We start from the raw sequence: 13,398 nt of genomic DNA on the forward strand, positions 1-13,398 counted from the left end.
TCACGTACACAGCGGGCCACACGGTCGCCTCGATACTCGTGCTCGCCCCAATGAGCGAGGACGGGTAGTAGAGCTGGGTGACCGACCCGGCAGCCATTGTCGTCATACTACTCAGTCTCGCGCGGTGTGAGGCCCGGCTTTCGCGCGATACTGTTCAGTGCCGCCCACCCCCCACTCCATGGGAGTGGGCAGAAAGTGAAGTAGAGGTCATCTCGATCGTGTCGGGCGCGGACGGCACACACCGACGGCAACGGCTGCGTGGAATCACCGCTTCCCAAGCCGAAGCGAGGAACTCCGCTCGCTACTCTGCTGCGGAGCGCTGGACGGCTTTTACCGCGCTTTCAGGTCGGCGAGGTCGACGCTCGTGCCGAGGTGTTTGCACCGCGCTCGCAGCTCCTCCTCGTCGAGCAAGTTCATGCGGTAGCAACGGAGCAGGAAATAGTACGCGGCGTCTTTGAGCCTGCGCGCCGCCTGTGCGAGATTGCTGGAACGGTAGCGGGCCGGGGGACGCGGCTTCTGCATTTTCGGCCCCAGCTCACAGGCGCCACCACACAACGAACAGAAGTTGCCGACCATCGTTTCGTGGGCCTCCACCCAGCTATTCTGGGCGCTGGCCATCCTATCGAAGCGTTCCCTGTATCCGTCGAGCGTGTCGAGAGCTTGGCGCGCCTGTCCCAACCAAAACTCCAAGTTCGCGTGTTGGCCTACGACGTGGTGCGCGTAGCCGCTTGTAAACCTCTCGAGCTGCTCAGCGACGGCGTTTGCGTGGTCGATCATATAGGGCACTGCGTAGGCTCCGTTTCTCCGGCGCAGCGTGAGGCGCCCGCTGTGCTGCTAGCGTGCCACCGACGAGCGCGCTAGCAAAGCGTTGTGCCGCTGATCCCCTTGCTCGTTCTCGGTCTCGTGGGCGCGTTCGTGATGATGGCCTCACGCGGAAACGAACTCATCTGTGTCGGAGCGCTTGGAACGATCCGGCAGACGTCATCACGCTCGCTGGTGACGAGACGGGCTTCATCGCGTACGATCCGGGCAAGGCGCCGCTGAGCAGTCCGTGACCCCGATTCGGATAATTTTGGGCCTCGGGATCGGGCTAGCACTCGCTGGGGCCTGCGCGTGCGAGCAGCCCTCGGACCCCGTGCCGCTCGTCTGCGAGGTCGAGGTCGAGGATTGCGAGTGCGCGTCTGTTGGCTGTCCCTGCTCGACGGTTGGCACCTGCAACGAGGGCACCTGCAACGAGGCCTCCGGCATCTGCGTGCTCGTCGACGACGGCATGGTGTTTGTCCCCGCCGGCTCGTTCTGGATGGGTTGCTGCGAGCAACGTCAAGAGTGGACGAGCGACGGATACGAGGTCGGCGTGGGCTACGGCGCGCTCCCGGCCGAGAACCCCACGGGGATCGAAACGGAAAGTGGCCGCGTGTTTCGTGGCGGCGGCTATCAGTCGTTGGAGCTGGCCCAGGGCGGCTATATCCTTCGAACCTCCCGCCGAGGCCATGGCCGGATCTCGTGGACGGCCCTGACACTCGACTACGGCGTCCGTTGTGCTCAGCAACGGTAACACCCCGCCGAAGGGCGCAAGGGCCAACAGCCCGTACGGCGGATGCGGATTTCCGCAACGATGGCGCGGCCTTGGCCCGCATCCCGCCGTGATTGTTTGGGTTTTGAACCTCCCGGGTCTCTTGTGCGCTCATCGTTTTTCGAGACGGCGGCTCCGCTCCGGGCACTCGCAACGCCGATTCAGCCTCGGTTCGGATACGTTGGCACGACAGTGCGTTTGGTTGGAGCGAAGACGCCGGTTGTCGGCGGCCGCAGTACCTCCCCGATCGGCCCAACGAGATCAGCGATACGGTGAGTGGGGTGGGGTCCAGATGTTGTACTTGGCGTCGAAATCCTGCTTTGACATCCCGGCCAAGACGAGGCCCTCGATGAGGCCGATGACTGCGGGGATGAAAGTCCAGAAGAACAGCAAGTAGACAACGCCGGGGCCGACTTGCCCGAGGTAGAACTTGTGAGCGCCGCCGCCACCCAGAAAGATGGCCAGGAGCGTCGCAGATGTCTTGTCCCGGTTGGCGACGCAGTGCGGGGGCTGTTGGTACTGCGGATGCTGTTGGTACTGCATGGGCTGGGAATGTTGTTGGTGCATGCGGACCTGCGTCGATGTCATCTCGCTCATTGCGCGTGCTGGGCGCATGATTCGCCGGTGACAACTCGACGGTGACGAGCGCATGTGCATGGATCATCTTCGCCGTGAAAATCTTTTGGGTGGTCGTCTCCAAGTCGGCGAGCGTGGCGTAGGGGGCTGCGTCGAGCGGCAGTCGGTCGATCGGCGTCGGCAACTGTGTTATTGTGGCCTCGTGTCCGACAAGCCCGTGATCGAGATCGATGGCGCTCGGTTCCGGACGCTCAATGGGTTCTACGACGAGATCGAGCGCGCGCTGCTTGGACCTGGCGTTCGCTGGGGGCGCAACCTCGACGCCTTCAACGACGTGCTGCGGGGTGGGTTCGGAATTACGCCGGCCGGCGGGTTCGTGATCCGGTGGCGGCGGTCTGCTCGCTCGCGTGAACGTCTTGGGGTTGGCCGTGGCGGCCAGCAACTGTTCGACACCTTGGTCGAGATCATCCGCGTCCACGGTCCCGGCGGCGAAGAGGCCGAGGACGGCGTGGACTTGGAGCTGCTCTGACGGATGGCGGGATCATGCGCCACTGATCGCCCGCGCTTCGGGGCCGTCGTCTATCTGCGGCGAATACCCGTGGATCTTCACCGGCGTCTACACCGACGAAGATCCGCAGCCATGTCGCGCTGTTGCGGTGTGTGGTCGCAAGCGCCAGCAGCCCTCAGCGCACTTCCTCGTAGGTCAAGTGCGGCCCCAGCTCGATCGCCGTCTTCCCGATCGACCGCATCATCTTCCCGCCCGACCCCAGCTGCCCCGGCTCGTCGATCCCAAATTCCAAGTACCGCGCCGAAGTCCCAGTCTCGTTGACCGTCGCGTCCACCCCAATCCACTGACCCAGCCAGATCTCTGCCCAAGCGTGATACCCCGCCATTCCGCTGCCCCCCTTGTCGCTGGCAAACACGATCCCATCCACAGCCCGCGCCGGAATCCCCGCCGCCCGCATCAGCGCGACCACCAGCACCGCGTGCTCGGTACAATCCCCCGCCGCATTGCGCAGCACCTCGGAGGCCGTCGCGCTGCCGCGAACGCCGGCCTGCTTGTCGATGCTATCAAACACCGAGGTCACGATGAGCGAGGCCGCCACCATTGAATTCGTCTCACCCCCGACGATCTTCGCCGCCGCCGCGATAATGTTGGGGTCATCGGATTGCGCCATCGCCGTCGGCCTTAGAAACCGGTCGACTTCGGGGTCGCTAATCGTCAATGGCAGCTTGGGCGGCACAAACCCAGGGCCGGGCAGTGTGGACCGCAGCGTCATCTGATAGCGGTCCCCCTCGCGCACGACCTCGTGATAGTGATTGTCATCCCACAGCGGCGGCGCGCTGGGATCGTCACCGGTCACGGTCGTCGTGATCTTCTGCTCGGCCAGCTCCCACCAGCGCCCCGTCGTTCGCCCGGTCACGGGCAGCTCGCTGTTGATACGCCCCCCGCCCTGGCCCAGCACGGGCGCCTGATCAACCAAGGTGGCGATGAAGGTGCCGGCCGCGTCGACCTTCAGCGGCGTGAAGTCGTGATCGACGATCGAGTCGACCACGGTGCCGTCTTCTTGGGTCGCGCGAAACACATACGCCGGGATCAGCTGATCGCCGTGGCGAAACTTGGTCTCCCCCGTCAGCGTGACGGTGGTCTGCTCAAAGCGCTCGCGGTTGTCGTCGAAGCTAGAGAAGCTGCGCGTGGCCGGGTTGCCGGTTCGCTTCCACTCTTCGACCAGCTCAAAGTCGACCGCCAGCGCGCTGCGATAGTCGTCTGGCAGCGCGAAGCGCTTGATGTCCTCGGTGCGACCGGGGCCCGAGTAGCTCGAGACGATCTCGCCATCGACGACGGTGACCGAGCGGGTGATCGTGACGTCGGCCTCGCGCTCGATCTCGATCTCGGACACGAGCTGATGGTTGGCGTCGTAGACCGACACGCTCTGGGTCGTGCTCGAAAATTGCGCGTCCGCGCCCCCGCCCTCGCGGGTCAGCGAGAAGGTCACCAGCTCGCGGGTGGTCCAGGTCCCGTCTGGAGCCTTCTCGAGCGTGCTCTGAACCGTGCCAAGGGTCTGGCCCGCGACGGTGACCGCGAGCAGCCGCTCGACGACGATGACGCCGGTTTCAACGCTGGACTGGCTGTCGACCTGCTGGCTCTGGCCTTCGTGGGCCGGCGGGACCGACTGGCAGGCGATCGCTGCTGTCAGCGCGAGGGGAGCGAGCAGGGCGAGCAAGCGGGCGCGTAGCACCGCTCCAAAGTGACAGGCCCAGCGCCCCCGGTCCAGGGGACGACTGGGCTTTGAGGAGCCCGCCCGCCCAGAGCCCGCAGGTCAGCGATCTTCGCCAAGGCGGCGTGCGAGGGTCTGCACGAATTGGGCGACCCAGGGATTCCAGCGCCCAACTTCACGCTCGAACACCTCGCCCGTGATTGCGTAGAGGGTGACGTCGGTCAATGCGCGAACCGTCGCCGTGCGCGGTGAACCGGCGAGGATTGCGGTTTCGCCAAACACCTCACCCGCCTCCATGACTCGCAGCACCCGTTGCTCGCCGTGCTCTTCGCGGGTGACCTCGCAGCGGCCCGTGACGATGATGTAGGCCGCGTCGGCGAACTCACCCTGGCGCACGACCACGTCACCGGCCGCGATGCTGACCGACTGAAACTCCCAGCCGCCGCCGCGCAGGTACCGGGTCAGGGCGGTCGCCAGGGCCTCGACGGTGGAGTAGCGATCACACGGCTGCTCGGCCATGGCCTTGAGCACGATCGCCTCGAGCGCGGGCGGGATGTCCTCGCGCAGCGCGGAGGGGCGCTCGAAGTCACAGGCCTTGGCGCGGCGCAGGGCCTCATCGCGCGAGCGGTTTGTGAACGGGCCGCGCGCGGTCAGGATGAAGTACAGCACCGATCCCAGCGCGAACACGTCGGTCTGCGCGGTGATTGGCGCGTCGCGGGCCTGCTCGGGAGCCATGAACGCTGGCGTGCCCCCCGACACCAGGTTGGCGTCGGAGATCCACTTGGGTTCCGTGCCACTGACCTCTTGCGCCTCGCTGTACGATGACGAACGAATCACTGAATCACGCCGCAGCGGCTGGACCAAGCCCCAGTCCATCAGGTAGGCCGCGCCGTAGCGCCCGATCATGATGTTGTGCGGCTTGATGTCGCAGTGCACGTAGCCAAAGTCGTGCGCGGCCGCGACCGCACCGCAGATTCGAATCACCGAGTCGATCTGATCCAAGAGCTCGGTCTGGCTGCGCTCCTCGAGCGGCTTCGAGCGCACCCGCACGGCCAAGTCTTCACCCTCTACCAGCTTCATCGTGTAGTAGATGCGATGACCGTCGCGCACGCCAACCTCGTAGACCGGCACCAGGTTGGGGTGATCGATCTGCGCGGTGACCCGAGCCTCGCGCAGGAAGTTGGCGACCTGACTCATGTTGGTCGCGAAGCTGTCGTCGAGCTGCTTGAGCGCGACCGGCCGCCGCAGCGAGCGGTCGATCGCCAGCCACACCGAGCCCATGCCGCCGCGCCCAACCTCGCGGCGCAGCTCGAGCCGCTCACTGTTGGCTGGGAGCGTGCTGCGGAGCAGCTGCTCGATCATCGACGCGTCGTAGTCCAGCAGCTTGGGAGCGGGCGAGCGGGGCTCGGCGACCGTCTTGTTGTTGCCGAGGGCTTGCTTGATGTGATCCGACTCGGTCTTGTTGGCGGTCACTCCGCCGATGGTACACGAAGGGGGGCTGTCATTTTCGCGAGACACAGAAGGCCCGCGGTGCCGGATTGCTGAGTTCGCGCTCGCTGACCGTGCCACCCATGACGGCCACGGTCTTCGCCTTGCGACCGTCGGACTCGCCGCTCCAGTAGAGCAGGTTGGCGACCTCGGTCCCGCCGAAGCTCTTGAGCTCCGCGACGGTTGGTTGTCGCCACTTTGTCAGGCCATGCCGCTTCTTGCGCTTGAGGCTGCTGCAGTAGTCCTTGGCGTTCGTCCAGCTGCCGTTGGGACCGCGCGACTTGTGAGTGTAGATGCTGCCCTGCCGGATCAGGTTGCCGTACTCGATCGGCTTGGGCTTGTCGTTGGCCCCACCATCACTGGCTCCGCCACCGCCGTCGTCGGCACCATCACCATCATCATCATCGTCATCGCCGTCAGCTCCGGTGTCGGCCGCGGGCGTGGACCCGGTCTCGCCGCTGGTCTCGGCTCCGGTCTCGGTCCCGGCACCCGTCTCGTCGCCGGTATCCGTTTCGGTAGCGCCAGCGTCTGCGCCAGACTCTGCCTCGGCCATGGCGAGACCGCCCTCGTCGTTGCTCGAGTCCGTTTCGGTGGCGGTGGCGGTGGTCGTGCCGCTGCCGGATCCACCGAACAAGCCTGCGTTCCACGCCAAGAACGCGCCGCCGCCAACCAGCCCGAGCAGTCCCAGGCCAAGCACGCCGATCCCGATGTACCAGCCCGCTCCGCGCTCGGATCGCTTTGAGGTTGGGGTGTAGGGGCGGCTCTCTGCCTCGGTGAACGAGCGGACCCCCATCGACCAGCTCTGACCCGGCTCGGCGGGCGGGGCCGCGAGCTCCGAAGACCAGGTCTGCGCGGTGCCGTCGGGTGGCGGGAGCGGCTGCGAGCCGGATGGGCTCGTCGTGCTGTTGGTCTTGAAGGTCATCGGGCCCGCTGGAGCCGACGCGACCGTTGACGCCGATGTGCCGGGCGCCGCGTTGAGCTGGCGCGTGGGACCGGGCTCGCTGCCCGCGGTTGGGGGGCCGCCCGCCGTTCCGCCACCCGCCGTCGTCCCGATCGTGGGGACCTGCGAGAGCTGGATCGCCATGGTGTTGCCCGTGCGCACCGGCGCCTGCGGGCGCTCGCCCTCGGCGACCAATTGCTGAAACGGCGCGAGCGCGTTGTACAGCTCTTGCGCTGTGGCGTAGCGGTTCTGCGGCTCTTTGGCCAGGCAGCGATCGACCACCGCGATCAGCCCCGAAGGCAGCTGCGGCAGATAGTTCTTGATCGGGGTGTGCTCCTCCATGGACAGCGAGAGCAGCAGGGCGGCCATGGTGTTGCCCTTGAACGGCTCGGTGCCCGTGAGCGCGCGATACAGCATCACGCCCATCGCCCAGATGTCGGTGCGCGCGTCGACGTTGGCCGCCCCGGCCGCCTGCTCCGGCGACATGTACTCGGGCGTGCCCATGACCACGTTCGCGCCGGTTCGACCGCCGCCCGGATCTTCTGTGAACTTCGAGATCCCGAAGTCCATCAGCTTGACCAACATCCGCCCTGGCTCGGGCTCGTGCAGGAACATGTTCTCGGGCTTGAGGTCGCGATGGATGATCCCGACCGCGTGCGCGGCGATCAGGCCCTTGAGCGCCTCGCAGATGATCAACACCGCCAGCGGCGGATCGATGCGGGGTTGGGTCTCGAGCAGCTCGCCAAAGCTCTGGCCCGACAGCGCCTCCATCACGATGTACGGACCGAGCGGGGACTCGCCCAGATCCAGGATGTCGCAGATGTGTGGGTTGCCGATCCGCCCGGCCGCGGTCGCCTCGTTCTGGAACCGATGCAGCGTCCGCGGGTTGCGGGCGAACTCTGGGTGCATCAGCTTGATCGCAACCCGCTTGCGGACACGGAAATTCTCCGCCATCCACACCGTGCTCATGCCGCCTTCGCCGAGCATCGTGATGAAGCGAAACCGGTTGTCGAGCACGCGCCCCTGCAGCGGGAGCAACCGGTTTGTGTTGGGACAGACGAGGAGTTCCTCGGGATGCGCCGCCCGACAGTGGGGACATGGCGGCAGCGGCTGCCCTGGATCGCCCATGGTCGCCGGGAGGTATAGCAGGGTGAGCAAGTAGATGCGCGGGTTCGGCGAGACCCACGGTTGACCGCGCCGCAGGCTCTACAAACGTGCAGGTCCGCGGGCTCACACGCAGGATCTGCCCCCAAAATCCGGCGCTGGCGTGGGTTTGGGCCCGCTGCCAGCGCGGCGCCGGCTCAGCCGGGTCCCATGCTTGGGGTCGGACGCCTCGCGCACGCAAAATTCGAGCGGCGACCGGGATCGTACGCGACCGGCGGGGTGGCCGGCGCTGGTGGGGCGGACCTTGGCCGAGCGGGCTCCGAGCCAGTCGCAGCGAAGCGGGGGGAGATCGGCGAGGATGCTGCGCTGACGCAGCATGATCACCCGACGCAAAGCATTGATGAGCTGGAGCAGCGGCAAGGACAGCGCCTACGCGCTGCACCTGGCTCGCTCGCAGCTCGACTTTCAGGACTTGGAGATCATCGGGCTGTTGACCACGGTCAACGCGTCTGCGGATCGGGTCGCCATGCACGGGGTTCGCCGCGAGCTGCTGCAGCGCCAGGCCGCGTCGCTGGGGCTGCCAGTGCAGGTGATCGAGCTGCCGCACCCGTGCCCCAACGGGGTCTACGAGCAACGCATGGGCGCGGCCGTTGAGCAGGCGCGCGAGCGCGGCGTCGAGGTCATGATCTTTGGTGACCTGTTCCTCGAAGACATCCGCGCCTATCGCGAGCAGCAGCTGGCAGGCACGGGGCTCGAGCCGGTGTTTCCGCTGTGGGGCGCAGACACGCGGGCGCTCGCTCGGCAGATGCTGAGCGCGGGCGTGGTCGCGACCTTGACGTGTGTGGATCTCGCCAAGCTGCCGATCGAGCTGGTTGGGCGGCGCTGGGACGCGAGCTTGCTCGCCGAGCTGCCCGAGGGCGTGGATCCCTGCGGCGAGCGGGGCGAGTTTCATACCTTTGTCAGCGACGGGCCCGGGTTCACTGCGCCGATCCAGCACCGAGCAGGCGAGGTCGTCGAGCGCGATGGGTTTGGGTTCGCGGATCTGTTGCCGAGCTAAACGCAGGTCGGGGCCGATCTGGCCGGATCTGCGTTGAGCACCGCGCTGGCTCAGCCCGGGACGAGGGCGAAGTTCCGCACGCTGAACTCGCTCGTGTAGGCCCCGCTGCCGGCCCCGATACCGACCCGAGCGTGGCTGTCGTCGATCACCACGGCCTCAGCCAGGATCTGCTGGTTGTCAAACCACAGCGTGACGCCGTCGAGCGCGACGTCGACGCGGACGGGGACCCAGACGCCATCGGTATAGGTGCTCGTGTTCACGGTCTGGCCGATCGTGATGTAGTCGCCGTCGCGGAGCGACACCTGGTTGGTCCAGATGTTGAGCTCGATCGCGTAGCCGGTGCCGTCAGCAATGAAGCCCAGGGTCTCGCGCGGCGGAACCTGGCCCGCGTAGGCCCCGGCGTCCTTGGCAAAAAACACGCTGATGCCGTCGGCGGGGGGATCGTCCCCGACGTGCTTCGACAGGTAGTCAAACTCGATCGAGTAGGGCAGCGCGAGGGTCTGCTCGAAGATCGCCGCGGTCCCGGTCCAGGCGACGCCGTCACGCAAGACCGTGAGGGTCTCCCCGTCAACCGACGAGCAAAACGGGGACTCGCCCGACGAATGGAACTCGAACTGACCCTCGAACATTTGGTGGGTCGGGCGATCGCTCGGGGGATACACGGCCACGGCCGCGACCCCACCGTCGATGTTCTCTAGCCCGTGGTGCTCGCAGATCGCCGAGAGGCTTGGGCTCGAGAAGGCCAGGCGCTCGAGGATCCCGCCGCAGGTCGAGCCGGCTCCGAAGTCCGTGTCGGTGTAGAGGTTGACGTGTACGTCGCGGCCCAGCATGACCGACGAGATCGACTGGTCGGCGAGGTCCTGATCGGTCTCGCCGCTGCATAGCTCGAGGACCAGGTTCGTGTAGCCCTCGTCGGCGTAGAAGCCGGCGCAGTCATCCTTGGCGTAGTAGGTGCCGGGGTCGCCGGGGTACTTGGCCGTGGGCACCGAGCGCGCCGCGGGCAGCTCGTTGTCACGCCAGGTCTGGGCCATGTTGGCGTAGATCGGGTGGCCGAGCTGGAGGCTGCCGCCGGGCCCGAGCGCGGCCGCGTAGTCTTGCGCCTGCATGATGCCCTCGTCCACGTAGGCCTCGATCTCCGCGAGGCTGAGCGTGACCTCGGGGTTGGAGAAGAAGTTGACGTTGTTGCCACACATCATGGTCCCGCCGCTCAGGCCCGACGGGTAGGGCCAGCCGTCCTCGTCGTAGCCGGCCAGCGGGAACCCAAAGTTGTAGCTGTCGGGGTCACCCTCGTTGCAGTGGCCACCACCCATGCAGTGGCCAAACTCGTGGTTGATCGGCAAGAACTCGACCCAGTAGGACGACACCGCCCCGCCGCCCCAGGCCGCGGGCGACTGGCTCTCCGCGGTGCTCGCTATCATCAGGATCTTGTCGGCCCCGTAGGCTGCGCGGTAGGTGGACAGCCAGCCGAGGGCCGCGTTGATGTTGAAGTCGGTCGGCCCAGGCCAGGCCCCCGTTCGCATGTAGTCGTCCTCGCTGAGCACGTGGTAGCCGAGGGAGCGGACCGTGGAGCTGTCGACGAGGCTGCGCGCGAGGGCGGCGTTGAGGTCGTCGATGCGCCAGTCGAGGAATTGCTCCGGGGTCTGCCCCTGGCCGGCGATCTCATCGACCGCAGCCTCGGTGAGGACAAACAGGGCGTCGATCATCACGACGCCGTCGGGGTCGTACTCGGAATAGACAAAGGGACCCGCGTCGCCGTCGCCGTCGCCTGGGTCACCGTCTCCGTCGCCAGTGGCTGGGTCGCCGTCGCCGTCGCCGCTGTCACCGTCGCCGTCGCCAGTCGTGTCGCCCTCGGCTTCGCCGTCCTCGAGCGTCGGGGACCCACCGATGATCACGCAGGCCCCGAGGGGAACGCAGGCGAGGGCGGCGATGACAAAGCGGGGGAGCCGGGGGCTATGCATGGCCGACTGTATCAGCTCGCGACAGCGCCTTTTGCGGGCTAGGAGCCCCTCGAGGGCGATTTCCGTGGACACACGGAACACCAAACTCTCCATGTCCTGCACTCATCGCAAATACGGCGGTTGGAACGGCGTTGCCGCGCACCTGGGTCGGGATAGAATTTCCGGACTCAGTTGCTCTTTTGGAGGGTTTGGGCGCTGGGTGGGAGGCAACTCGATACCGGTCATGAACATCGCGGATTTGCAGCCGCGGGGCGCTGCCCAGGACGCCCGCACGTCCCGTTGGTCGGGGTTTGTGGTGAGCCAGGAACGGCCTGGCGTGGTCTTCGACCAGCGCCTCAACGGTTGCTTCATCAACCCCGCCCGGACCCGCACGGATCGCGCGATTCGTTGCGGGTCCGGGCGGTTTGGGGGCTCCAGAGGGCGTGTCGATGCACATGTTGCGTGAGCGCGTGGCTCGCGGGTATCGCTGCTAGAATGCCCGACGATGGTGCGAACTCGAGCGAGCGCGCTGATGACCTGGGGACTGGCGCTGGGCGCTGGCCTTGGTGGTTGCGGCGGCGGCTCGGGTGAGGTGTTTGCGACTTCGGTCGCGGTGGCCACGGAAGGGGAGACGGGCGACAGCGAGACCGCGGGGGATGACGCCGAGGGCTCGAGCAGCTCCACCAGCTCGACCATGGAAACGGGCGACGGGGACGGCGACGGCGACGGCACCAAGTTCGACATGGCGCCGGTCGCCGACTACGAAGAACCAACGCCGCCCGAGCTGTGCATGGTCGTTGACGACATGAACGCGATCGGGGACTGCGACGAGTCCGCGCCCCCCGACGCGTTCGAGCCCGACGTGCAGTGGAGCTGGTGGGGCCCCAACGGCGAGACCGAGTCGTTTGTGCCGGCCCTGGTCGCGAACTTGACCGACGACAACGACGACGGCGTGATCGATCTGTGCGACACCCCCGACGTGGTCGTGGTCGCGGCGACGTTTGGGGGCGAGTCACACATCTACGTGCTCGACGGCGCGACCGGGCAGCTGCACTTCAAGATCGCGCCCTTTGTCGCGTTCACGATCACCCCGGCGATCGGGGACATCGACAATGATGGGTTGCCCGAGATCATCACGGGCAACGGCGCGGGGTTTCAGGGGCCGGCGCGGTTCATGGCCTTCGAGCATGATGGCACCCACAAATGGACCAGCGCGCACAGTCATGATCACCCGCAAGGCGGCTCCGTCGCGCTGGCTGATCTCGACAATGACGGCGACGTCGAGATCATGTTTGACACGGTCGTGCTCGATCACAACGGCGACGTCGTGTTCGAGGCGCCCGCGCAGCTGGGCCTGCAGCCGCTGAGCACCGCGGTGACCGCTGCGGATCTCGACGGCGACGGTGACCTCGAGGTCGTGCTGGGCCAGAGCGCCTATCACCACGACGGCAGCACGGTCTACTTCGAGATCATGGTCACGCCTGGGTTTCCGCAGATCGCCAACCTGGACGAGGATCCCGAGCCCGAGATCCTGGTGACCAACAACCGCGGCGTCACCCTGCTCGAGCATGACGGCACGATCGTCTACCTCAACGTCAAGCCCGAGGGCATCTGGACCGGGCTGCGGCCCGCCGCCGTTCACGACTTTGACGGCGACGGCCTGGCCGAGTTCGCCGTCAGCTCGGCCAGCGTCTACTCGGTGTTCGAGCCGGCGCCCTCGTTGGTGTGGAGCGCGATCATTGACGACGCGAGTGGGTCTTCGGGCGGGACCGCGTTCGACTTTGACGGCGACGGCCGGGCCGAGGCCATGTACGCCGACGAGCAGCAGCTGTTCATCTTTGACGATCAGGGCACGCCGCTGCTGACCGTGCCCCGCAGCGCCCGGACCTTGACCGAGTATCCAACCGTCGCGGATGTGGACAATGATGGGTCGGCGGAGATCATCGTGGTCTCGGACGGCGGGTTCGAGATGATGCAGACCGCGCCTACGGTCCAGGTGATTCGGGATGTGCAGGATCGCTGGATTCAGGCCCGGCGAATCTGGAATCAGCACACCTATCACGTCACGAACGTGCGCGAGGATGGGACGATTCCGCAGTGGGAGCCGCCGAGCTGGGCGGGGCTCAATACCTTTCGAACGAACGCGCAGATCGAGGCTGGGGAGATCTGCAAGCCGGAGCCTCAGGGGTAATTTTTTTGGCTTGTTGGGCACGATGGGTGAGTCTTTGTCCGCGGGGGTCGATGTGCTGATGGGGCAGCGCGCACGACCCGTGAGGGTCTCTCCGGGCACGGAGGGCTCAAGACGCTAATTTGCGTTGTCATGGATCGCTGTCGACGAGGTCGGGCTTTGGCTTCGGTGGGGCACTCGCAACGCCCTCTTATTGTGCCCGGAGAGACCCTCACGGGTCTTCTGTGCGCTTCTCGTCGTTCGAGACGGCGGCTACGCGCTCGGGATCGGGCAGTTCTTGGTCAACCACCGCTCCACTCGAGCGGGCCACCGTCCA

At 66.4% G+C, this 13,398-nt stretch carries 10 protein-coding genes; 4 read left to right on the forward strand and 6 right to left on the reverse strand.

Going from position 1 to position 13,398, the window contains the following annotated elements; translation table 11 throughout:
- Positions 1-330: 330 nt before the first annotated feature.
- The gene (locus DB30_RS30880; protein WP_052555775.1) at positions 331-777 is read right to left on the reverse strand and encodes a hypothetical protein; all 447 of its coding nucleotides are present in this window, start codon (positions 775-777) and stop codon (positions 331-333) included.
- A 274-nt stretch (positions 778-1,051) separates the two neighbouring features.
- On the opposite strand from DB30_RS30880, the gene DB30_RS30885 reads away from it, so the two are divergent.
- The gene (locus DB30_RS30885; RefSeq protein ID WP_146661354.1) at positions 1,052-1,555 is read left to right on the forward strand and encodes a formylglycine-generating enzyme family protein; all 504 of its coding nucleotides are present in this window, start codon (positions 1,052-1,054) and stop codon (positions 1,553-1,555) included.
- A 279-nt stretch (positions 1,556-1,834) separates the two neighbouring features.
- Here the strand turns inward: DB30_RS30885 and DB30_RS30890 are convergent, their stop codons facing one another.
- Positions 1,835-2,116 carry a TM2 domain-containing protein gene (locus tag DB30_RS30890; RefSeq protein WP_052555791.1) on the reverse strand — a complete coding sequence of 94 codons (282 nt, stop codon included), beginning with the start codon at positions 2,114-2,116 and terminating at the stop codon, positions 1,835-1,837.
- A 235-nt stretch (positions 2,117-2,351) separates the two neighbouring features.
- Here DB30_RS30890 and DB30_RS30895 point away from each other — a divergent pair, with 235 nt between their 5' ends.
- Positions 2,352-2,678, forward strand: coding sequence for a barstar family protein (locus tag DB30_RS30895; RefSeq protein ID WP_052555779.1), 327 nt, complete (start codon positions 2,352-2,354; stop codon positions 2,676-2,678).
- 154 nt (positions 2,679-2,832) lie between these two features.
- Here DB30_RS30895 and DB30_RS30900 read toward each other — a convergent pair whose 3' ends face one another.
- From DB30_RS30900 to DB30_RS30910, 3 genes are all read right to left on the reverse strand, one after another.
- Entirely contained in the window at positions 2,833-4,374 is a 1,542-nt protein-coding gene (locus tag DB30_RS30900) for a transglutaminase-like domain-containing protein (RefSeq protein WP_205633109.1), read from the reverse strand.
- A gap of 96 nt (positions 4,375-4,470) precedes the next feature.
- Positions 4,471-5,841: a protein kinase domain-containing protein gene (locus DB30_RS30905; RefSeq protein WP_052555782.1), complete on the reverse strand. Its 1,371-nt coding sequence runs from the start codon at positions 5,839-5,841 to the stop codon at positions 4,471-4,473.
- A gap of 28 nt (positions 5,842-5,869) precedes the next feature.
- The gene (locus tag DB30_RS30910) at positions 5,870-7,924 is read right to left on the reverse strand and encodes a protein kinase domain-containing protein (protein ID WP_052555784.1); all 2,055 of its coding nucleotides are present in this window, start codon (positions 7,922-7,924) and stop codon (positions 5,870-5,872) included.
- A gap of 376 nt (positions 7,925-8,300) precedes the next feature.
- Here DB30_RS30910 and DB30_RS30915 point away from each other — a divergent pair, with 376 nt between their 5' ends.
- Complete coding sequence (locus DB30_RS30915) at positions 8,301-8,957, forward strand: adenine nucleotide alpha hydrolase (protein ID WP_205633110.1); 657 nt, start codon at positions 8,301-8,303, stop codon at positions 8,955-8,957.
- 50 nt (positions 8,958-9,007) lie between these two features.
- Here DB30_RS30915 and DB30_RS30920 read toward each other — a convergent pair whose 3' ends face one another.
- The gene (locus DB30_RS30920; protein WP_052555786.1) at positions 9,008-10,915 is read right to left on the reverse strand and encodes a hypothetical protein; all 1,908 of its coding nucleotides are present in this window, start codon (positions 10,913-10,915) and stop codon (positions 9,008-9,010) included.
- A 484-nt stretch (positions 10,916-11,399) separates the two neighbouring features.
- Between DB30_RS30920 and DB30_RS30925 the strand changes: the two genes are divergently transcribed.
- Positions 11,400-13,085: an FG-GAP repeat domain-containing protein gene (locus tag DB30_RS30925; RefSeq protein WP_146661358.1), complete on the forward strand. Its 1,686-nt coding sequence runs from the start codon at positions 11,400-11,402 to the stop codon at positions 13,083-13,085.
- Positions 13,086-13,398: the final 313 nt, after the last annotated feature.

It is taken from the genome of Enhygromyxa salina (genome assembly GCF_000737335.2).
Lineage (GTDB): Bacteria > Myxococcota_A > Polyangia > Nannocystales > Nannocystaceae > Plesiocystis > Plesiocystis salina_C.

Coding starts and splice junctions, on each gene's coding strand:
- DB30_RS30890 (WP_052555791.1), bottom strand. CDS start 2,116: ATGCAGTACCAACAGCATCCGCAGTACCAACAGCCCCCGCACTGCGTC.
- DB30_RS30915 (WP_205633110.1), top strand. CDS start 8,301: ATGAGCTGGAGCAGCGGCAAGGACAGCGCCTACGCGCTGCACCTGGCT.
- DB30_RS30920 (WP_052555786.1), bottom strand. CDS start 10,915: ATGCATAGCCCCCGGCTCCCCCGCTTTGTCATCGCCGCCCTCGCCTGC.
- DB30_RS30880 (WP_052555775.1), bottom strand. CDS start 777: ATGATCGACCACGCAAACGCCGTCGCTGAGCAGCTCGAGAGGTTTACA.
- DB30_RS30910 (WP_052555784.1), bottom strand. CDS start 7,924: ATGGGCGATCCAGGGCAGCCGCTGCCGCCATGTCCCCACTGTCGGGCG.
- DB30_RS30925 (WP_146661358.1), top strand. CDS start 11,400: ATGGTGCGAACTCGAGCGAGCGCGCTGATGACCTGGGGACTGGCGCTG.